Below are 20088 nucleotides of genomic sequence, written 5' to 3'. Positions count from 1 at the left end.
GCTCAGAAGGAGTGCCGGGCCGCCGGGGAGCTACGGCTCGAAGCCGAGCACGTCGCCCACGGGTCGCCGGGGCGTGACCGGGCCTTTCGGGCCGTATCCGAGACGCAGGATCATCTGCACCCGGCCCGTGCCGCTGACGGGGTCGCGCAGGGGCCAGCGCAGGTCCGGCCATTCGAGGGCCTGCGTGGAGAACGAGGTGGCGAGCCCCTTCGCCGTGGCCAGCAGCAGGACGCGCTCCATGGCCTGGCCGGCGACCAGCCAGTCGCGCGGACCGTCCTCCTCCGTCGTGAGCAGTGCCAAGTGGGGGTTGACCTCGAAGGGCGTCGACCCCAGGTCGGTCGACGGCTTGCCGCCGGAGAAGTCGCGCATGGGGGCCCGGCCGCCGCGTTTGCGGGGACCGAAGGCGTACGCGGGTACGCCGTCGGGCGCGGTGTCGGCCTCCTCGGAGCCGGTCCTGGTCCAGCGGGCCAGGTCCTCCTCGCTGCCGTCGTCGGTGAGGTTGCGGGCCTCGGCCTCTTCGGCGAGCTCCTGGACCCAGCGCAGGTGCCAGGAGGAGGGGAAAGCGAGGGTGGCGCCCTCCCGGCGCGCGGCGTTCATCAGGGCGGACCGCAGGTCCTCCGGGATGTCGGTCTCCGCGAACGGGTACCGGCTGGTGTGCCGCTCGCGGATCGCGGGGTGGAGCAGCCCGAGGTCCGCGTCCTCCTCGTCAGCCGGTGCGGTCGTCCGGACGGCTGCGAGCAGTGACGCGTCGGAGGGATCGGGCAGCAGTTCGGCCTGCGGGTGCAAGCCGGCGTTCGCGACGGCGACGCGGAGGTTGAACAAGGCGGCACCGCATCCCAGGTGAAGGGCGCGGTCCTCCGGGTCGGAGTGCGGCATGGTCCGCTCGAAGTCGGCGTACACCCGGAAGGTGCCGCTGCCCCGCGCGTAGCGGAAGCGCCACGGCTGGGCGTTGTGCATGGACGGAGCGGCCGCGGCGTCCCCCACCAGCTGTGCCACGGAGGTGTCGTCCAGGGGTGGCGGTGTCACCGGAGTCTCCCTTCGGACGGCCGGGTTCCCGGCCGGGCTCTCTTCCATGATCTCTCCGCCGTCCGTTCGCGGCAGCGTCCGGATGTCTCTCCTCTCGGGCCGGTCGGCTCGTTTCCTGCCGCGGCGCCCCGGTGAAGCGGACGCGGGACGGCTTCCGGGGCAGTGCCGCCGGCCCCTGCCCGGTGCCGGTCGGCAGGGGGTCAGATCAGGGACCGCCAGTACGTCCAGAACCGGGTCGCGATGAGCATCGCGATGACGAGGTACCAGGTCACCGGCACCGCCCAGGGAAACTCCAGCAGCCCGATCACCGGGCGGCGGGGCGCTGGGACGATTCCGTGCTTGAGGTTGTGCAGGGTCGTGCACCAGAACATGGCGATGGTGGCGAACCAGGCCAGGCAGCACCACAGGCACAGCGCGCCGATCGAGTACAGCGCCTGGGACATCAGCCACATGCAGAAGCCCGCGCCGGCCAGCGTGCCCATGTTCAGCCCGATCCAGAACCAGCGGCGGTAGCCGGCCCCCGCCAGCAGACCGAAGCCGATCAGCGTGACGGCGCCGTAGCCGGCCAGACCCAGCAGCGGGTTGGGGAAGCCGAACACCGATGCCTGCGGGCTGCTCATCACGTTCGTGCACGAGATCACCGGGTTGATGCTGCACGACGGCCGGAAACCCGGCTCCTGAAGCAGCCGGAACTTGTCGACGGTGATCACGAAGGAGGCGAGGAGGCCCAGCGCGCCGGTGACGATCAGCATCCAGGCGAAGGCGCGCCCGGCTCCGAGGAGGGGACCCTCGCCGGTCCGCGCCCGTTCCGCGGCGTCCTGCCGCGCGTTCTCGGTCTCCTCGAGGTCGACTGCCGGCCTCATCATCTCTGGTGTTCTCCCATCAGACCGTCCGGACCGTCACCGGAATGCGCCCATCGGTGGTGTCCGTCCGCTCCTGGCCGCCCGGGGCACCGGTACCGGGGGACGGTGTTCCTCCGCTGCCTGATCAGGAGATCGCCGGGAGTGCCCGGGCAGGAAGGGCCGAACGGCCTCGGCCGCCGGGACCAGCGGGCCGCGGCGCCGGTCACGCCCGCTCCGCGCCCGGACGGAGGCGCGACGACGAGGGCGTCGCCCCGCGCCACCGCACGGCGGTGGTGCAGGACGACGCCTTGAGCAACGCCCTTGTGACCCGCCCGTGGGTTCAGCCGGCCGCCGGCGGGACCGTGCCGCGCCCGTAGTAGGCGGCGCGCATGATGTCCTGCATGTCGTCGAGCATCGGCATGCGCGGGTTGGCGGGAGCGCACTGGTCCTCGAAGGCGTTGAGCGCCTGCCGGTGGAGGGCATCGAGGAAGACGCCCTCGTCGATGTCCAGCGCCTGGAAGGAGGGTTCGATGCCCACCGCCTCCCGCAGGCGCTCCACGGCCGCGGCGTAGGAGGCGACACCCTCCTCGGGGGTGCCGGCGGGCAGACCCAGGGAGCGGGCGATCTCCTGGAAGCGCTCCGGGGCCCGGTAGCTCTCGTACTTCGGCCAGCCGGTCAGCTTCGTGGGGACGGTGCCGTTGTAGCGGATGACGTGCGGCAGCAGGATCGCGTTCGTCCGCCCGTGGGCGACGTGGAAGGTCGCGCCCAGGGTGTGGGCCATGGCGTGGACGATGCCGAGGAAGGCGTTGCCGAAGGCCATGCCGGCGATCGTGCTCGCGTTGTGCACCTTCTCCCGGGCCACGGGCTGAGCGGCGCGGTCGGTGACGGCCGCTTCCAGGTTCTCGAAGACCAGCTTGATCGCGTGCAGGGCAAGGCCGTCGGTGAAGTCGCTGGCGTAGACCGAGACGTACGCCTCGGTGGCGTGGGTGAGCGCGTCGAAGCCGCTGTCCGCGGCCAGGGCGGGGGGCAGGTCCTCGGTCAGCAGCGGGTCGACGATGGCCACGCTCGGTGTCAGCGCGTAGTCGGCCAGCGGGTACTTGCGGCCGGTGGCGGGGTCGGAGATCACGGCGAAGGGGGTGACCTCCGCTCCGGTGCCGGAGGTCGTCGGGATGCACACCAGCCGGGCCCGCTTGCCGAGCTCGGGGAAGCGGAAGGCACGCTTGCGGATGTCGGAGAACTTCTGGCGCATGTCGGAGAAGTCGACGTCGGGCTGCTCGTACAGCAGCCACATGACCTTGGCGGCGTCCATCGGGGAGCCGCCCCCCAGCGCGATGATGGTGTCGGGACGGAATTCCCGCATGAGGCGGGCGCCGTGGCGCACCGAGTCGATGCTGGGCTCCGGTTCGACGTTGTCGATGATCTGGAGGGTCACCGGTTCCGCGCGGTGCCGCAGGACCTTGGTGACGCGGTCGACGTAGCCCAGGCGGGTCATCGTCGCGTCGGTCACGACGGTGACCCGCCGGACTCCGGCCATCGAGGCGAGGTAGCGGATGGCCTGCGGCTCGAAGTAGATCTTCGGTGGGACCTTGAACCACTGCAGGTTGTTGCGGCGCGAACTGACGCGCTTGACGTTGAGCAGGTTGACGGCCGAGACGTTGTCGGAGACCGAGGTGTGCCCCCAGGAGCCGCAACCCAGCGTCAGCGAGGGCGTCAGGGAGTTGTAGATGCCGCCGATCGCCCCCTGCGACGCGGGCGCGTTGACGATGACGCGCACGGTCTGCATCCGGTGCCCGAACTCCTCGGCGACGGCCCGGTCGCCGGTGTGCACGACCGCGCTGTGCCCCTGGCCGTGGAAGGCGACCAGGGCGGCCGCGAAGCCGAATCCCTCGTCCCGTGTCGCGGCCCGCAGCACGGCCAGCACCGGGCAGAGCTTCTCCCGGGTCAGCGGCTCCGCGGACCCCACGAGCCCGGCCTCGACGAGGATGACGGACGTCTCCGGCGGCACGGTGAAGCCCGCCTGCTCCGCGATCCACGCGGGACTGCGCCCCACGACCGCGGGGTTCACCCTCGGCTCACCTCCGGCGGAGGGGCGGGCCGGGAACAGGTACTCCTCCAGCAGCCGCTTCTCTTCGGCGTCGGCCAGATGGGCGTGCAGTCGGCGGAACTCCCCGATCGCCTGCTCGTAGATCTCGGCGTCCAGGATGACTGCCTGTTCCGAGGCGCAGATCATGCCGTTGTCGAAGGACTTCGACAGCACCAGGTCGTTGACCGCCCGCCGCACGTCGGCGCTGTGGTGCACGTACGCGGGGACGTTACCGGCGCCGACGCCGATGGCCGGCTTGCCCGCCGAGTAGGCGGCCTTGACCATGCTGTTGCCGCCGGTGGCGAGGATCAGCGCGACGCCCTTGTGGTGCATCAGCAGCCCTGTGGCCTCCATCGACGGCGTCTCGATCCACTGGACGCAGTGCTCCGGCGCCCCGGCCGCGACGGCCGCGTCGCGGACGATGCGCGCCGCCTCGGCGCTGCAGTGCTGGGCGGTGGGGTGGAAGGCGAAGACCACCGGGTTACGGGTCTTGAGGGCCAGCAGCGCCTTGAAGACAGTGGTGGACGTGGGGTTGGTGACCGGTGTGATCGCGCAGACGACGCCGACCGGTTCGGCGATCTCGACCATGCCGTCGGTGTCGTCCCGGGAGATCACCCCGACCGTCCGCATCCGGGACATGCTGTCCGTCACGTGTTCGCAGGCGAACATGTTCTTCGCCGCCTTGTCCTCGAACACCCCGCGGGCGGTTTCCTCCACCGCCAGCCGCGCCAGGTGGGTGTGCTGGTCGAGCGCGGCCACCGATGCCTTGGCGACGATGTGGTCGACCTGTTCCTGGGTCAGGGAAGCGTAGTCGTCGAGCGCCTTGAGCCCGTTCGTGACCAGCCGGTCCACCGCTACGGCGGTGTCGGAGGGCGCGTCGGCGGTGGCGGTCCGGGGTCCGGCGTCGTGTCGGTTCATGGAAGGACTCCGTCGTGGTCAGTGCGCGGCCGGGATACCGGCGGCCTTACCGGGCGGCACTCGCACGGGCGCCGCTCGCACTCCTCAGCCTTGCCCATGGCCGGCACCGCACCGAGGGTCCGAACGTCCTCGGCAAGGGCCCGGTGGTCCGCGGTCCGGCGAGCCCGGCGGGCCGACCGGCCCCGTTCCGGAAAGGGGCTTGCTGCGGGACCGGTCGGCCCCTGTGCGGAAGCGAACGGCGGGGCAGGCTGGAGGGGATCAGTGCCGCCCGGATCCGCGGCGGCCGGCGAAGGCGTGCTGACGGGACGGGCGAGAGAGGAGAGACCTTCCCATGCTGATGCTGACCGTCGGCGAGCTCATGACATCCCGTGTGGCGCGCGTCCGCCCCGGAACATCCTTCGAGGGCCTCGTACGGCTGCTGCGCCGGCGCCGCGTCAGCGGCGTGCCGGTGCTCGACGGGGACGACAAGGTCGTGGGGGTGGTTTCCGAGAAGGACCTGCAGAAGGCCCGGGGGAAGGCCGGGGCGTGCCGGGGCACGGCGGGGGAGCTGATGTCCAGCCCCGCGATCACCGTGCACCCCGAACAGCGCGCGGTCGACGCCGCCCGCGTCATGGACCGGCACGGCGTCAACCGGCTGCCCGTCGTGGACGAGGAGGACCGGCTCATCGGCATCGTCACCCGCGGCGACCTGCTGCGCCTCTTCCTGCGGACCGACGCCGCCATCCGAGCGGACATCGAGGACCGGGTGCTGCCCCGAACGGTGCGGGCGGCCGAGGGGGCGGTGCGCGTCGAGGTCCGCGACGGGGTCGTCATGCTCGACGGCCGGGTGCCGGCCACCGCCGACATTCCAGGAGCCGTGCGGCAGGCCTGGCGGGTGGACGGTGTCACCGGCGTGGTCACCCGGCTGCGCACCGGCCACGACGGGAGGGCAACCGGCCCGGAACCGCCCGCGGAGCGCGAGCCGGCGGGCTGAGCGGGACGCCTGCCGCGCCCCGCCGGCGGCCGTCCGGCGACGCGAGAACCGCGGCGGCCCGGGTACCGTCCCGGTGTGGAGTCAGTCCGCGCGCAGCCCGTGCCCCCGGAACTGCTCCCGCACCCGCCGCACGAGCGCCGCGTCAGGGGTGGGGGTGTCCCGCAGGGGGAAGGGCAGGCCCAGCGCCTCGTACTTGTCCGCGCCGAGCTTGTGAAACGGCAGCACGTCCACGCGCTCCACGCAATCCAGGCCCGCCACGAAGGCCGCCAGCCCCTCCACGTCCGCCTCCCCGTCCGTCCAGCCCGGTACGAGGACGTAGCGCACCCACACCGGCTTGCCCAGCGCGTCGAGGCGGTGGGCGAAGCGGAGCGTGGGCGCCAGCGCACCGCCGGTCAGGCGGCGGTAGGCGCGGCTGTCGAAGGACTTGATGTCGAGCAGCACCAGATCGGTGGCGTCGAGCAGCGCGTCGTCGGCGCGCGCACCGAGACGGCCCGAGGTGTCCAAGGCCGTGTGCAGGCCGAGCTTCTTGCAGCGGCGCAGCACCTCGCCGGTGAACACCGGCTGCAGCAGCGGCTCGCCGCCGCTGATCGTCACCCCGCCACCGGAGGCCGCCAGGAACGGCCGGCACGACTCGATCCGGGCCATGACTTCGTCCACGCCGACGGGCCGCCCGTCGCGCATGTGCCACGTGTCGGGGTTCTGGCAGTACAGACAGCGCAGGGGACAGCCGCTGGTGAACAGCACGAACCGGGTCCCGGGACCGTCGACCCCCGTCGACAGGTCCCAGGAGTGGACCCGGCCCGTCGGCCGGGTGGAGGCCGCCCGGACCGGGCAGCACGTCCGCTCCGCGGCGTTCACGCCGCTCCGTGGAAGGTGCGGCTGATGACGTCGCGCTGCTGCTCCTTGGTGAGCCGGACGAAGTTCACCGCGTAGCCGGAGACGCGGATGGTCAGGTCCGGGTACTTCTCCGGGTGTTCCATGGCGTCCTCGAGGACGGCCCGGTCGAGGACGTTGACGTTCATGTGGAAGCCGCCGGAGGCCATGTAGCCGTCCAGCAGGCCGACCAGGTTGGTCACCTGCTCCTCGCGGCCCCGGCCGAGGCCCTGCGGAGTGATGGTGGACGTCAGCGAGATCCCGTCGAGGGCCTGGTCGTAGGGCAGCTTGGCGACCGAGAGGGCGGAGGCCGCCATGCCGTGCCGGTCGCGGCCGTTCATAGGGTTGGCGCCGGGTGCGAAGGGAGCTCCCTCGCGCCGCCCGTCGGGGGTGTTGCCGGTGTGCTTGCCGTAGACCACGTTGGAGGTGATGGTCAGCACCGACTGGGTGTGCTCGGCACCGCGGTAGGTGGGATGCCGGCGGATCTTGGCCATGAACGAGGTGACGAGGTCCGAAGCGATGGTGTCCGCGCGGTCGTCGTTGTTGCCGTAGGACGGATAGCCGCCTTCGATCTCGTAGTCGACGGCGAGGCCCGTGGCGTCGCGGATCACCTTCACCCGGGCGTGCTTCACGGCCGAGAGGCTGTCGGCCGCCACCGACAGGCCGGCGACGCCGCAGGCCATGGTGCGCCGCACGGGATAGTCGTGCAGGGCCATCTCCAGCCGCTCGTACGCGTACTTGTCGTGCATGAAGTGGATGACGTTGAGCGTGTTGACGTACGTCCCCGCGAGCCAGGCCAGCATCCGGTCGTAGGCCGCGCACAGCTGCTCGTAATCCAGGTACTCGCCGGTCAGCGGTGCGGAGACCGGGGCGATCTGCTCGCCGGTCAACTCGTCCCGGCCGCCGTTGATCGCGTACAGCAGCGCCTTGGCGAGGTTGACCCGGGCGCCGAAGAACTGCATCTGGCGGCCCACCGCCATGGCCGACACGCAGCAGGCGATGGCGGTGTCGTCGCCCGTGCGCGGCCGCATCAGGTCGTCGGACTCGTACTGGATGGAGCTGGTGTCGATGGAGACCTGGGCGCAGTAGCGCTTGAAGCCCTCGGGCAGTGCCGGCGACCACAGAACGGTCAGGTTCGGCTCGGGGGCCGGGCCGAGGTTGTAGAGGGTGCGCAGGAAGCGGAAGGAGGTGCGGGTGACCAGGGGCCGGCCGTCGGTCCCGATGCCTCCGATCGACTCCGTCACCCAGGTGGGGTCGCCGGAGAACAGTTCGTCGTACTCGGGGGTGCGTAGGAAGCGTACGATCCGCAGCTTGATGACGAAATCGTCGATCAGCTCCTGGGCACGTGTCTCGTCGATGCGGCCCTCCGCCAGGTCCCGCTCGAGGTACACGTCGAGGAACGTCGACGTGCGGCCCAGGGACATGGCCGCGCCGTTCTGCTCCTTGACCGCCGCCAGATAGCCCAGGTACAGCCACTGCACCGCCTCATGGGCGGTGGCGGCGGGCCGGGAGACGTCGCAGCCGTAGCCGGCCGCCATGCGCGTGAGCTCCTCCAGGGCCCGCAGTTGTTCGGCGAGTTCCTCGCGGTCGCGGATCACGCCGTCGTCCGAGGGGACCTCGTCGAGCCGGGCCCGCTCGGCCCGCTTGGTCTCGATCAGCCGGTCCACTCCGTACAGCGCCACCCGGCGGTAGTCCCCGATGATCCGGCCGCGCCCGTAGGCGTCCGGGAGCCCGGTGATGATGCCCGCCTTGCGGGCCCGGCGCATGGTGGGGGTGTAGGCGTCGAAGACTCCGTCGTTGTGGGTCTTGCGGTACGTACCGAAGACCTCGGTGACGAACGGGTCGGGCTCGTAGCCGTAGGCGCGCAGGCTGTTCTCCACCATGCGCAGGCCTCCGTTGGGCATGATCGCGCGCCGCAGCGGGGCGTCGGTCTGGAGACCGACGATCAGTTCGCGGTCGCGGTCGATGTAACCGGGCCGGTGCGAGGTGATGCTGGAAGGCGTCGAGGCGTCGACGTCGAGGACTCCCTTGCGCCGTTCCTCCGGGAACAGCGCGGTGACGCCGCCCCACACGGCGCGCGTCCGCTCGGTCGGGCCCGCGAGGAAGGAGGCGTCCCCCTCGTACGGGGTGAGGTTGGACTGGATGAAGTCCCTCACGTCGACCCGCTCCCGCCAGCCCAGCCCGGCGAACCCGCGCCAAGCGTCGGCGGGGGCGTCGGCCGCGCACTCGGTCACCGTGGTCATCTCTGCCTCCGATCGTTCGCGACGCCGCTCGCGGGTCGGTTCCGCGGGCGTCCCGCTGTCCGATCCTCGTCGCCGCCGGTGGTGACGAGCCAGGGACCTGAGGCGCACAGAGCCCCACCGACCGGCCCTTCTGCCCGCTGCCGCCGGGCCCGCTGGTCCCGGAGCGGCCGGGGACCTTCGGCCTTCCACGAGCACGGTGGCGAGAGGTGCGAGGGTTGGGGCTCAGGGGTGAGGGACAACCCTGCGGGACGGGCGTCATGACCGGGGCCGTCACGTGGGCAGTGGCTTCGACCAGAGCGGTTCCACGGCTTGCCACTCGGCGGCCCACTGCTCGTACCGTTTGCGATCGATCGCGGCGACGAGCCCGCTCCGGGCACCGGAGAAGACGAGCAGCAGCGCCATGACCGCCGCGGTGCGGTGGAACAACCGATGGCCAGGGCATCCTGACGGGACTCCGGAGGCTTGGCGATCTTGTTTTTACGGTCCACCCACACCTGGACCGTCCCGCCCTTCGGGGTGTCGCCGGGTACGTCGGTGAAACCGAGGTGGGAGACGCCCCGGCCGTCGGTCCAGCGGGGACCGGTGCCCACTGGTTGCCGAACGCGGACGAGGTCCCCTGTACCTCGCCGGCCGAGTGGGCGGTGACCTGGTGCCGGGAGGCCGACTGCTTCACTGCCGTGCGCATCGTGGCGGCGTAAGTGACCCTGCCCACCAGGTAGGGGACGACGGCCAGGGCAAGGGCGAGAAGGCGCAGCAGACAGGCGCAGAGCCGGCCCTGGTACCGGTCGCAGTCGCGCCGCATGGGGTGGCGTCGGTGGGAGGTGCGGTGCGTTGTCATGGTGGGCCTCCGCGAGCGGGAATCCGTGCGGCTCAGCGCGCTCCTCCTGCCGTCGGATCCCCGGGGGCGGGAGTCACGGAGGCGAAGGCCTCGCGGGGGCCGGCGGACGCCGGTCCCGCAGGGGACCGAACGGACCTCGGGCGAAGGGCGCCGCGATTCCCGGTGAGGTGGTCGCTTCCCGGTGCCGTTCGGCCCTGGCGCAGGCCGCGGGAGACGGCCAGGGTCGAATGTCGTCGGCCCGGCGGCCGGAGCCGGGCCCGAGGAGGCCGTGATGACCGGATGCGTTCCGTCCGACAACAGCCGCGCGATACGGGTCGGCGCGTCCACCGGGACCGGCACCCCGGCCGCGCGGCCGGCCGTACCCGCGCCGCCCCGGCGGGTACGGAGGGAGTGGGCCGCCCTGGCCGCCCCCACGGTGGCGCCGGCCCGGTTCGACCCGCACATGACCGACGGCCTGCCGTCGCCCGTGAGGAGGTGGCTGGCCCACGCCGTCGCTCCGGGTGCGCCTTTGCTGCAAACGGTTGTGCTGGTCACGCACGGCGAAATCCGGATGGGCACCTGGCGGCGCTTCCGCGCCCACCAGGTTCTCGCGCCGCCGCGGGGGCTGGTCTGGGTGGCCGGGTCGCGCCTCGGCGGATTGCCCGTCAGCGGCTTCGACCGCTACAGCGGGGGCACCGGGGAGATGCGGTGGCGGCTGTTGCGCGCGGTCCCCGTCATGTCGGGCTCCGGCCCCGACATCACCCGCAGTGCGGCCGGCCGCCTGGCCTGTGAATTCCCCCTGGTGCCGCCGGTGGCCCTGGGGCCGGCGGTGTGCTGGGAGCCGGTCGACGACCGGCAGGCGGTGGCGCACGTCCGCATCGGGCAGGAGGAGTTCGCTGTCACCATGCGCGTGTCACCCTCCGGACGCCTCGAGTCGGTCGCCATGCTCCGGTGGGGTAACCCTGACAGGCACGGGTACGGGGAACACCCCTTCGGCGCCGTCTTCGAGGGGGAGAGCCACTTCGGCGGTTTCACGTTGCCGCGCACCGTCCGTGCTGGCTGGTGGTTCGGCACCGAGCGGTGGCGTGAAGGGGAGTTCATCCGCTTCGCCCTTGACGAGGCCGCGCATCACTGACGGCGCAAGGCGCGGAGGGGGAACGGCGGTGTCGGCCGTTCCCCCTCCGCGTACGGGGCCCGCGGATCTCGCCCGCTACCGGGCCGCGCTGCGCCCCTGGGTGGACCGGACCATGGACTTCACGGTGCGCATCCACCCGGAGGGGATCACCGCCATCCGCCTCGTCCCCTGCGACGGATAGGCGTCCCCGGGACGCGGGGCCCGGCCGTCCCCTCGGCTTCGCGCACCCGTTCCCGGTGAGCCTGCAAGGACGGTTACCGTGAGTCCTTGCAGGGCCTCCAGGCCCCGCGACGCATGAGGAGGGTGCCGGTGGACGGGGACGCGAAGGAGTCGCGCATGCCGCGGCTGCACTTGGATGAGCTGCTGGACGAGCTGCAGGCGCGGATCGACGACGCACGCGGCACCCGGGACCGGGTGCACAGCCTGCTGGAGGCGGTGCTGTCCGTGGGGCGGGAGCTGGATCTCACCCATGTGCTGCGGAGCATCGTCGAGGCGGCAGCCGTGCTGGTGGACGCGCAGTACGCGGCGCTGGGCGTGATCGGCCCGGACGGTCGCACCCTGTCGCAGTTCCTGACCGTGGGCCTCTCGCAGGAGGAGATCGACGAGATCGGCCCGTTCCCTTCCGGCCACGGCATCCTCGGTGAGCTGATCCGCAAGCCCGAGCCGCTGCGCCTGAAGGACCTCGGGACGCACCACGCCTCCTACGGCTTTCCCGCCCACCATCCGCCGATGCACACGTTCCTGGGCGTGCCCATCCGGGTGCGCGAGGAGGTCTTCGGCAATCTCTACCTCACCGACAAGCGCGGCGGAGCGGAGTTCGACGCCGAGGACGAGGCGGTCCTCACGACGCTGTCCGTAGCCGCCGGCGTGGCCATCGACAACGCCCGCCTGTACGAGGCATCCCAGCGGCAGCACCAGTGGCTCCAGGTCGCCGGGGAAATCACCAACAGCCTGTTGTCGGGCACGGCGCGCCAGGACGTTCTGGAACTGATCGCCGTCCGGGCCCGGGAGATCACCGGGGCGGTGCTGGCGGACATCTGCGTGCCGGTGTCGGACACGGAACTCCAGGTCGAGCTGGCGATCGGGATGAGAACCGAGGAGCGCGCCGGGCTCATGGCCCCGGTGGCGGGTACCTTGTCGGGGCAGGCCTACGGCTCGCGAGCCCCGGCGGTCACCGCCGATCTCGTTGGTGACGCACGGTTCGCCTCCGGTCCGCGGTGCTTCGAAGGCCTGGGGCCGGCGGTCGCGGTGCCGCTGGGAACGGGGGCCGGGGCGGCGCGGGGCGTGCTGCTGCTGGCCCGCACCGCCGACCGGCCGGCGTTCACCGAGGACGAGATCCGGCCGCTGGAGGTCTTCGCCGGACAGGCGGCCCTCGCGCTGGAGCTGGCCGACCGGCGGCGGGACGCCGAGCAGCTGGCGCTGCTGGAGGACCGCGACCGCATCGCCCGCGATCTGCACGACCTGGCGATCCAGCGGCTCTTCGCCACGGGCATGACCTTGCAGAGCGCCGCCCGGTTCATCGACCACTCCGGCGCCGCCGAGCGCGTCACGCGAGCCGTGGGCGATCTGGACGACACCATCAAAATCATCCGCTCGACCATCTTCGGGCTGCGGGCCAGGGACTCCGAGCCCAGCCCGCTGCTGCGCGCCCGCGCGGCACGTGCCGTGGGCGAGGCCGCCGCTCACCTCGGTTTCCCGCCGCGCCTCAGCATGGAGGGGCTGCTGGACACCGACGTGCCCGCACAGGTGGCCGACCACGTCGTCGCGGTGCTCGTCGAGGCCCTGAGCAACGTCGCCCGGCACGCCCGCGCCACGCGAGTGGAGGTGGGACTGCAGGCCACGGCCGACCGAGTGCTGCTGACCGTGGCCGACGACGGCGTCGGCATCCCCGAGGGCGGGCGCCGCAGCGGGCTGCGCAACCTCGCCGAACGGGCCGAGTCCGTCGGCGGCGGCCTGGAGGTCCAGTCTCCCTCCGAGGGCGGCAGCCGCCTGGTGTGGACGGCGCCGCTGGGCCGCCCGTAGGACCGGCGGCGCTCGTGTCAGCCCTGGGCCCCGTGCCCGGGGCGCAGGGGCTGCTGATGCTCGGTGGCCAGCGCCTCGGTGGCGATCACGGCCGCCTGCACGCGCCGTTCGACCCCCAGCTTGGCCAGCAGCCGGGAGATGTGGTTCTTGACCGTCTTCTCTGCCAGATACAGCTTCTGGCCGATCTGACGGTTGGTCATTCCCTCGCCGATGAGGCCGAGGATCTCGCGTTCGCGGTCGGTCAGGCCCGCCAGGGCCTGCGGCTGCTGCTTGCCCGTCTCCTCGCCTCGCAGACGGGCCATCAGCCGGGTCGCGGCTCCGGGGTCGAGCATCGACTGCCCGGAGGCCACCGTGCGGACCGCCGTCACCAGGTCGGTGCCGCTGATCTGCTTGAGGACGTAGCCGGCCGCTCCGGCCATGATGGCGTCGAGCAGGGCTTCCTCGTCGTCGAAGGAGGTCAGCATCAGGCAGGCGAGCCCGGGCATGCGGGAGCGCAGCTCCCGGCAGACCGCCACGCCGTCGCCGTCGGGCAGCCGTACGTCCAGCACCGCCACGTCCGGGCGCAGCGCCGGGATCCGGGCCAGGGCCTGTTCCGCGGTGCCCGCCTCGCCGACCACCGTCAGGCCGGGTTCGGAGTCCAGCAGGTCGTGGACCCCGCGTCGCACCACTTCGTGGTCGTCGAGCAGGAAGACCCTGGTCGTCTTCGCCTGCTCCGTGGCACTGTCCGGCATTCCCAACACTCTCCATCACACTCGTTCCGCCGGGTCATCCCCGACAGGTCCCGTCGTGCAGCGTGCCCCGGACCGGGGTCGTTCGGACAGGGCCTAACGGCCCCATGAACCCCGCGTACAGGCCCCATCCTGGCTCTTCGGCCCCCGGGGGCGGTGGCGGATGCCGTCCTCCGCATGTCTGTGGGGCCCGGCCGGAGCCGGGTCCCACAGACATGCGGCCTTCATCCGAGGGCCGCTCCGAGGACCATGAAGCCCGCGACCGCGACCAGCAGCATGCCCATGAGCGGGGCCACGAACCGCAGGTACCGGTCGTAGCGGACCTTCGCCAGGGCGAGGCCGCCCATCACCACGGCCGACGTGGGGGTGATCAGGTTGATCCACCCCGATGCCGACTGGTAAGCGGTGACCACCACGGACCGGCTCACCCCGGCGAAGTCGGCGAGCGGCGCGAGGATGGGCATCGCCAGGGCCGCGTGGCCCGAGGACGACGGCACGAAGAACGCCAGCGGCAGGTTGACCAGGAACATCAGCACCGCGAAGAACCCCGAGGACGTGCCCGAGACGACGCTGTGCAGCGCGTGGAGGACGGTGTCCGTCACGCTGGCGTTGTTCATGATGACCGTGACGCCGCGAGCCAGCATGATGATCACGGCTGCCCCGATGAAGTCCCCGGCACCCGCCACCACGGCCTCCGCAGTGCCCTTCTCGCCCAGGCCGGACAGGAAGCCGACCGCCACGGCCGCCACGATGAACAGCGCGGCCAGCTCCGGGAAGTACCAGCCCAGGGTGGGCAGGAAGCCGATGCCGAGGTCGGCCCAGGGAATCACCGCGAAGATCATGAAGAGGAAGGTCGCCGCGAACAGGACCAGCACGACCCGCTGCCGTACGGTCAGCGGTGCTGCCGCCGCCTCCTGCCGCCGCAGTTCCTCGTCCTCGGGCAGCTCCTCCACCAGCGAGCGTCCGGGGTCCTTCCGGACGCGGTTTGCGTAGCGCACCAGGTACCAGGCGGCCAGCGCGGTGAGGGCGACCCACATCAGCAGGCGCAGGACGATGCCGTCGCCGGTGCCGATGCCGGCGCTGTCGGACGCGACGCCTGTGGCGAACGGGTTCACCGTGGAGGCGAGGGTGCCCACTCCGGCGCCCACCATGATCACGGTGGCGCCGACCATCCGGTCGTAGCCCAGCTTCAGTACGAGCGGCACCATCAGGCCGTAGAAGCCGAGTGTCTCCTCGGCCATGCCGTACGTGGTCCCACCCAGGGAGAACAGCGCCGTCAGGACGACCAGCAGCAGCGTCCGGTGCCCGTGCAGCCGCTCGGCCAGCCGGGCGACCCCGGAGGTGAGGGCACCGGACCGCAGGGTGACGGTGATGAAGGCGCCGACGGCCAGGACGAAGAGGAACACTCCCGCCGCTCCGAAGAACGCTCCGTCACCGCCGGGTGCGGTCAGGCCGGAGTCCTCGTTCGTGACGCCGTACAGGCCGTTGACGGGTGCGAGGAAGAGGTCCTTGAGCCGGCCCGCGAACCCCGTGGCGAGATCGACCGTGTGGTAGGTGTCCGGAACCGGAGCACCGTCCTTGGTGTCGTAGCGCCCGGCCGGCACGACGAAGGTCAGGCCCCAGACGATGACGGTGACGGCGACGAGCACGGTGAAGGCGGACGGGAAGCGCGGCTTCCTTCTGCGGGAACCGCCGTCCTGCTCCGGGGCGCCCTGCGGCTCCGGAGCGGTGCGCGGCGTGGTGCCGGTGCTCATGACCGCGCCAGCGCTTCACCGGCGACCGGTTCCAGCGGGCGCCCGCCAGGGGTGACCACCGTTCCGGCGGTGCCGTCGAGGAGAGCTCCGGCGTCGGCGAGCGAGCCGATGGCGGCCATGCCGCCGGTGAGCTCGACGAACCGGCACACCGCCTCCACCTTCGGGCCCATGGACCCCGCCGGGAAGTCCTCGGCCCGCAACCGCCCGGGCGTGGTGTGCCCGATGGGTTCGGCCTCCGGCGTGCCCCAGCCGCGCATGACCTGCGGCACGTCGGTGAGCAGGAGCAGTGCGTCGGCGTCGAGGGCCTCGGCGAGCAGGGCCGCGGTGAGGTCCTTGTCCACCACGGCCTCGACCCCGGTCAGCTGCCCGGCTTCGTCACGGATGACCGGGACGCCGCCGCCTCCGGCGCACACGGCGACCGCGCCGGAGGACAGCAGCAGCCGGATGAGCCGGGTCTCGACGACGCGCTGCGGTACCGGCGACGGTATGACCCGGCGCCAGTGGCCGCCGTCCTGCCGTACGGTCCATCCGCGCTCGGCCGCCAGCCGCTCGGCCATCTCCTGGCCGTACACGGGCCCCACGAACTTGGTGGGGTTCTCGAAGGCCGGGTCGGCGCTGGAGACGAGGGTCTGGTTGAGCAGGGCGCACACCTGCCGGTCGGGAAGGGCGTTCTGCAGCGACTGCAGCAGCCAGTAGCCGATCATGCCCTGGGTCTCGGCGCCCAGGACGTCGAAGGGGTACGGGGAGCTGAGGCTGCGATCGGCGGCGCTCTGGAGGGCGAGCAGGCCGACTTGCGGCCCGTTCCCGTGGGTGATCACCAGCTCGTGACGGTGGGCGAGGGGGGTCAGGGCGGCCACGGCCGCCCTGACGTTGGCGAGCTGCACGGCTGCGTCCGGCCGGTCTCCCCTGCGCAGCAGGGCGTTCCCGCCGAGCGCGACGACGACGCGCATGGCTTCTCCTGTGGGGTGGTGGGTGAGGGGGCGTCAGTCGCCGAGGGTGGCGACGAGGACGGCTTTGATGGTGTGCAGCCGGTTCTCGGCCTGGTCGAAGACGACGGAGTGCGAGGATTCGAAGACCTCGTCGGTGACCTCCAGGGCCGTCATGCCGGTGCGGGCCAGGATCTCGGCGCCCAGCGTGGTCCTGTCGTCGTGGAAGGCGGGCAGGCAGTGCAGGAACTTCACGCGGGGGTTGCCGGTCGCCCTGAGCACGTCCATGGTCACCTGGTAGGGCTTGAGGAGCGCGACGCGCTCGTCCCAGATCTCCTTGGGCTCGCCCATCGACACCCACACGTCGGTGTAGAGGAAGTCCGCTCCCGCCACGCCCTCCGCCACGTCCTCGGTGAGGGTGATCCGGGCGCCGGTGGACTCGGCGGTGCGCAGCGCCTCCTTGACCACGTCGGGTGCGTTGCGCAGGCTCTTCGGGCCGGCCATGCGCACGTCCATGCCGAGCATCGCGCCGGTGATCAGCAGGGAGTTGCCGACGTTGTTGCGGGCGTCGCCGAGATAGGCGAAGGAGATCTCGTGCAAGGGCTTGTCGGTGTTCTCCCACATGGTCAGCGCGTCGGCGAGGGACTGGGTGGGGTGCCATTCGTCGGTGAGGCCGTTCCACACCGGGACGCCGGAGAAGTCGGCGAGTTCCTCGATGACGCTCTGGCTGCTGCCGCGGTATTCGATGCCGTCGTAGAAGCGGCCGAGGACGCGGGCGGTGTCCTTGATGGATTCCTTGTGGCCGATCTGCGACCCGCTGGGCTCGAGGTAGGTGACCCGGGCGCCCTGCTGGTACGCGGCCGTCTCGAAGGCGCAGCGGGTGCGGGTGGAGGTCTTCTCGAAGATGAGGGCGATGTTCTTCCCGCGCAGCCGCTGCTGTTCGGTGCCTGCGTACCGGGCGGCCTTCAGCCGGGCGGACAGGTCCAGCAGGAAGCGGAACTCCGCGGGGGTGCAGTCGAGTTCCTTGAGGAAGCTGCGGTGACGGAGGTTGAGAGCCATGGCCGGTGTCTCCTGGGGGGGGTACGGACGGGCGGATCAGACGGCGTCGCGCTCGACGGGGCAGCTCATGCAGCGCGGGCCGCCGCGACCGCGGCCGAGCTCGCTGCCGCGGATGGTGATGACCTCGATGCCGCTGCGGCGCAGGTGCGTGTTGGTGGTGACGTTGCGTTCGTAGGCGACGACGACGCCCGGCTCGACGGCCAGGACGTTGCAACCGTCGTCCCACTGCTCCCGCTCGGCGGAGTGGACGTCCTGGGTCGCGGTGAGGACATGGATCGAGGACAGCCCCAGGGCGTCGGCGATCGCGTGGTGCATCTCCTGCGGGGCGTGGTCGGTGATGCGGAGCTTCTCGCCCTCCCCGCCCGGCTCGATGGTGACCGAGGGGAGCATGCCCAGACCGGCGTACTGGGTGAAGGTGTCGCCGCTGACCATGGTCATCACGGTGTCGAGATGCATGAAGCTGCGCTTCTTCGGCAATTCCAGGGCCACCACCCGGCGGGCGGAGCCGGCCGCGAACATCCGCAGTGCCAGCTGCTCGACGGCCTGCGGGGTGGTGCGCTCGCTCATCCCGACCAGGACCGCCCCGTTGCCGATGACCAGGACGTCGCCCCCCTCGATGGTGGACGGGTGGTCGGCCTGTCCGCCGGACCACCGCTGGAACTCCTGCTTCTCGAAGAGCGGGTGGTGCTCGTAGATCGCTTCGAAGTGCACGGTCTCGCGCCGGCGGGCGCTCTTCTTCATCGGGTTGACGCTCACGCCGTCGTACACCCAGCAGGAGGTGTCGCGGGTGAAGAGGTGGTTGGGCAGCGGCGCCAGGACGAAGTCGTCGGGGGCCATGGTGTGCAGGCGGACGCTGGAGACGGTGCCGAGGCGGCTCATCAGCTCGCGCTTGGTCACGCCGCCGATGAGGTTCCGTGCGAGCTCGGCCGGGGCCATCGCGTCGAAGGCGGCCCGCATGCCGTCGGTGGCCAGGGGGCCGAACTCCCGCTCGTCGAAGACCCGGTCGTGCACCAGAGCGCGGGCGGCGGGCCGGGAGAGGGCCTCGGTGAGCAGGTCCGTCAGGTAGTGCACGGTCACCCCGCGGTCCCGCAGGGCGTCGGCGAATGCGTCGTGCTCTTCCCGGGCGCGCTTGACCCACAGCACGTCGTCGAAGAGCAACTCGTCCTTGTTCGTGGGGGTGAGACGCTTCAGTTCCAGGTCCGGGCGGTGGAGGATGACCCGCCGCAGCCGGCCGGCTTCGGAATCAACGTGGAAGTCCATGACTCTCCAGAGACGGGAACGGCGATCTGCCGGCCGAGGGCCGGGCACGGGCCGCTCTCCGGGAGCCGGTGGCCCGGTGTTCCGGGCTTCCGGTCGAACAACGCAACCGTGTCACGTCGACACCACCGCTCCCGGTCGCCACTGGGCCTGAACACAGGCCCACTGGTCCCGGCTTGAACAGGTCCCCTGCCTTCCGGGCGGCTGGGACCAACGGCCCCTGCCCGCGCTCCGGCCGTACCGCAGAAAAGGGCCTGATTCCGGCCACGAGGGACCCCTGGCCCGTGCACACGCCGGCCGTTCGCCACCCAGGCTGGGACGTGCAGAAGAACCGGCCCCCTACATCGGGGGCCAGAAGAAAGGACAGATCCGATGTCCGCACCGGAAGTCGGCGCACACGCCCTCGAAGCCCTGGTGGCCGCGGCTGCCGCCGCGCCGTCGATGCACAACTCCCAGCCGTGGCGGTTCCGTACGGACCCCGCCTCCCGCACCATCGGGATCCGGGCCGCCACCGGCCGTGTCGCGCCCCTCGCGGACCCGCGGCGGCGGGCGCAGCACCTGGCGGTCGGCGCCGCGGTGTTCAACCTACGGGTGGCCGCGGCCGAGACGGGCTGGGAACCGGTGCCGGAACTGCTGCCGGACCCCGGCGACCCCGGCCTGCTGGCCACGGTCGCACTGGGCCCCGGGTCCGCGGACCGCTCCCGCCACCCGCGGCTGTACGACGCCATCGCACAGCGGCACACCAGCCGGCTGCCCTTCACCGGCCGGCCCGTACCGGAAGCGATCGTGGCCGAAATGGCCTCGGGCGCGCGGGCCGAAGGGGCCCGGCTGTACCTGCCGGACATCGTGGGCACCCGCCGACTGCTCGCGCTGACGGCGGAGGCGGAGCGGCGCAACCACCTCGACGAGGCCCGCACCCGCGAGAGCCGGGCCTGGATCGTTCCCCCGGACACCGGACCGTACGGGATCCCCGTCACTGCCCTGGGGCTCCGGGACGCCCGGGAGCGCATGCCACTGCGGGACTTCACCGGCTCCTCCCGCACCCGGCCCGTCCCCGCGCTGCCCTTTGAGCGCCACGCCCAGCTGGCCTTGGTGTGCACCGGCCACGACAGGCCGGTGGACTGGCTGCTCGCCGGGCAGGCCCTGGAACGCGTGCTGCTCCTGGCCACCGCGCATGGCGTGCGGACCTCCGCCCTTCACCAGGCCCTGGAGTGGCCGGACCTGCGCACGGCCCTGCGCGGCGGCCGGCCGGGACACGCGCAGTTCCTCATCCGCCTCGGCTACGGTCCCCAGGGCCCGCGCACGCCCCGCGCCGCCGCGGCGGCGATCACCTCGCAGTGAAGGAGCGTGGGAAAGGGGCGTTTGCACGGGACGGGGAACCGGGCGCCCCGTATACCGCTGTTCACACCGTTCCGTGGACGGTCCGGCTGAT

16 protein-coding genes and 1 pseudogene are annotated in these 20088 nt (G+C 71.9%); 5 read left to right on the top strand and 12 right to left on the bottom strand.

Going from position 1 to position 20088, the window contains the following annotated elements; all coding sequences use genetic code 11:
* Window positions 1-30: 30 nt before the first annotated feature.
* The 3 genes from NQU55_RS12340 to adhE all read right to left on the bottom strand — a co-directional run bounded on the left by NQU55_RS12340 (window position 31) and on the right by adhE (window position 4869).
* Entirely contained in the window at window positions 31-1026 is a 996-nt protein-coding gene (locus NQU55_RS12340) for an Acg family FMN-binding oxidoreductase (RefSeq protein ID WP_372504696.1), read from the bottom strand.
* 200 nt (window positions 1027-1226) lie between these two features.
* Window positions 1227-1892 (bottom strand): vitamin K epoxide reductase family protein, encoded by a 666-nt coding sequence (locus tag NQU55_RS12335; RefSeq protein ID WP_168096033.1) that lies wholly within the window; start codon window positions 1890-1892, stop codon window positions 1227-1229.
* A 316-nt stretch (window positions 1893-2208) separates the two neighbouring features.
* The gene (adhE, locus tag NQU55_RS12330) at window positions 2209-4869 is read right to left on the bottom strand and encodes a bifunctional acetaldehyde-CoA/alcohol dehydrogenase (RefSeq protein WP_256790508.1); all 2661 of its coding nucleotides are present in this window, start codon (window positions 4867-4869) and stop codon (window positions 2209-2211) included.
* A gap of 331 nt (window positions 4870-5200) precedes the next feature.
* Between adhE and NQU55_RS12325 the strand changes: the two genes are divergently transcribed.
* Window positions 5201-5842, top strand: coding sequence for a CBS domain-containing protein (locus NQU55_RS12325; protein WP_168096167.1), 642 nt, complete (start codon window positions 5201-5203; stop codon window positions 5840-5842).
* A gap of 81 nt (window positions 5843-5923) precedes the next feature.
* On the opposite strand, the gene pflA is transcribed toward NQU55_RS12325, so the two are convergent.
* The 4 genes and pseudogenes from pflA to NQU55_RS37325 form a co-directional block, all read right to left on the bottom strand.
* Window positions 5924-6700 carry a pyruvate formate-lyase-activating protein gene (gene pflA / locus NQU55_RS12320; RefSeq protein ID WP_168096168.1) on the bottom strand — a complete coding sequence of 259 codons (777 nt, stop codon included), beginning with the start codon at window positions 6698-6700 and terminating at the stop codon, window positions 5924-5926.
* A complete protein-coding gene (pflB, locus tag NQU55_RS12315; protein ID WP_256790504.1) occupies window positions 6697-8958 on the bottom strand; it encodes a formate C-acetyltransferase in 2262 nt (753 codons plus the stop codon). The genes pflA and pflB overlap by 4 nt, the downstream gene beginning before the upstream one ends.
* Window positions 8959-9228: 270 nt before the next feature.
* Window positions 9229-9384 carry a hypothetical protein gene (locus NQU55_RS12310; RefSeq protein ID WP_168095893.1) on the bottom strand — a complete coding sequence of 52 codons (156 nt, stop codon included), beginning with the start codon at window positions 9382-9384 and terminating at the stop codon, window positions 9229-9231.
* A 47-nt stretch (window positions 9385-9431) separates the two neighbouring features.
* Window positions 9432-9719, bottom strand: a pseudogene (locus tag NQU55_RS37325) (hypothetical protein); the annotation flags it as partial.
* A gap of 348 nt (window positions 9720-10067) precedes the next feature.
* On the opposite strand from NQU55_RS37325, the gene NQU55_RS12305 reads away from it, so the two are divergent.
* The 3 genes from NQU55_RS12305 to NQU55_RS12295 all read left to right on the top strand — a co-directional run bounded on the left by NQU55_RS12305 (window position 10068) and on the right by NQU55_RS12295 (window position 12932).
* On the top strand, window positions 10068-10910 hold the full coding sequence (locus tag NQU55_RS12305) for a DUF6544 family protein (RefSeq protein WP_168095892.1): 843 nt from the start codon (window positions 10068-10070) through the stop codon (window positions 10908-10910).
* A 28-nt stretch (window positions 10911-10938) separates the two neighbouring features.
* Complete coding sequence (locus NQU55_RS12300; RefSeq protein ID WP_168095891.1) at window positions 10939-11091, top strand: hypothetical protein; 153 nt, start codon at window positions 10939-10941, stop codon at window positions 11089-11091.
* A gap of 113 nt (window positions 11092-11204) precedes the next feature.
* Window positions 11205-12932, top strand: coding sequence for a sensor histidine kinase (locus NQU55_RS12295; protein ID WP_168095894.1), 1728 nt, complete (start codon window positions 11205-11207; stop codon window positions 12930-12932).
* A gap of 17 nt (window positions 12933-12949) precedes the next feature.
* Here the strand turns inward: NQU55_RS12295 and NQU55_RS12290 are convergent, their stop codons facing one another.
* The 5 genes from NQU55_RS12290 to NQU55_RS12270 all read right to left on the bottom strand — a co-directional run bounded on the left by NQU55_RS12290 (window position 12950) and on the right by NQU55_RS12270 (window position 18659).
* Window positions 12950-13663, bottom strand: a complete 714-nt coding sequence (locus tag NQU55_RS12290) for a response regulator (protein ID WP_256790500.1) — start codon at window positions 13661-13663, stop codon at window positions 12950-12952.
* 221 nt (window positions 13664-13884) lie between these two features.
* Complete coding sequence (locus NQU55_RS12285) at window positions 13885-15414, bottom strand: YfcC family protein (protein ID WP_168094588.1); 1530 nt, start codon at window positions 15412-15414, stop codon at window positions 13885-13887.
* Window positions 15411-16364: a carbamate kinase gene (locus NQU55_RS12280; RefSeq protein WP_168094587.1), complete on the bottom strand. Its 954-nt coding sequence runs from the start codon at window positions 16362-16364 to the stop codon at window positions 15411-15413. Before NQU55_RS12280 ends, NQU55_RS12285 begins: the two co-directional genes overlap by 4 nt.
* 33 nt (window positions 16365-16397) lie before the next feature.
* Complete coding sequence (gene argF, locus NQU55_RS12275) at window positions 16398-17399, bottom strand: ornithine carbamoyltransferase (RefSeq protein WP_168094586.1); 1002 nt, start codon at window positions 17397-17399, stop codon at window positions 16398-16400.
* A gap of 36 nt (window positions 17400-17435) precedes the next feature.
* Window positions 17436-18659 (bottom strand): arginine deiminase, encoded by a 1224-nt coding sequence (locus tag NQU55_RS12270; protein ID WP_168094585.1) that lies wholly within the window; start codon window positions 18657-18659, stop codon window positions 17436-17438.
* Between the two features lie 369 nt (window positions 18660-19028).
* On the opposite strand from NQU55_RS12270, the gene NQU55_RS12265 reads away from it, so the two are divergent.
* A complete protein-coding gene (locus tag NQU55_RS12265; protein WP_168094584.1) occupies window positions 19029-19997 on the top strand; it encodes an Acg family FMN-binding oxidoreductase in 969 nt (322 codons plus the stop codon).
* The last annotated feature ends 91 nt before the right edge of the window (window positions 19998-20088 follow it).

The organism is Streptomyces telluris, from assembly GCF_024519335.1.
GTDB classification, from domain to species: domain Bacteria; phylum Actinomycetota; class Actinomycetes; order Streptomycetales; family Streptomycetaceae; genus Streptomyces; species Streptomyces telluris.
This window is presented reverse-complemented; position numbering and strand designations above follow the sequence as displayed.

Coding starts and splice junctions, on each gene's coding strand:
- NQU55_RS12325 (WP_168096167.1), top strand. CDS start 5,201: ATGCTGATGCTGACCGTCGGCGAGCTCATGACATCCCGTGTGGCGCGC.
- NQU55_RS12270 (WP_168094585.1), bottom strand. CDS start 18,659: ATGGACTTCCACGTTGATTCCGAAGCCGGCCGGCTGCGGCGGGTCATC.
- argF (WP_168094586.1), bottom strand. CDS start 17,399: ATGGCTCTCAACCTCCGTCACCGCAGCTTCCTCAAGGAACTCGACTGC.
- adhE (WP_256790508.1), bottom strand. CDS start 4,869: ATGAACCGACACGACGCCGGACCCCGGACCGCCACCGCCGACGCGCCC.
- NQU55_RS12265 (WP_168094584.1), top strand. CDS start 19,029: ATGTCCGCACCGGAAGTCGGCGCACACGCCCTCGAAGCCCTGGTGGCC.
- NQU55_RS12305 (WP_168095892.1), top strand. CDS start 10,068: ATGACCGGATGCGTTCCGTCCGACAACAGCCGCGCGATACGGGTCGGC.
- NQU55_RS12290 (WP_256790500.1), bottom strand. CDS start 13,663: ATGCCGGACAGTGCCACGGAGCAGGCGAAGACGACCAGGGTCTTCCTG.
- NQU55_RS12335 (WP_168096033.1), bottom strand. CDS start 1,892: ATGATGAGGCCGGCAGTCGACCTCGAGGAGACCGAGAACGCGCGGCAG.
- NQU55_RS12285 (WP_168094588.1), bottom strand. CDS start 15,414: ATGAGCACCGGCACCACGCCGCGCACCGCTCCGGAGCCGCAGGGCGCC.
- pflB (WP_256790504.1), bottom strand. CDS start 8,958: ATGACCACGGTGACCGAGTGCGCGGCCGACGCCCCCGCCGACGCTTGG.
- NQU55_RS12280 (WP_168094587.1), bottom strand. CDS start 16,364: ATGCGCGTCGTCGTCGCGCTCGGCGGGAACGCCCTGCTGCGCAGGGGA.
- NQU55_RS12295 (WP_168095894.1), top strand. CDS start 11,205: ATGAGGAGGGTGCCGGTGGACGGGGACGCGAAGGAGTCGCGCATGCCG.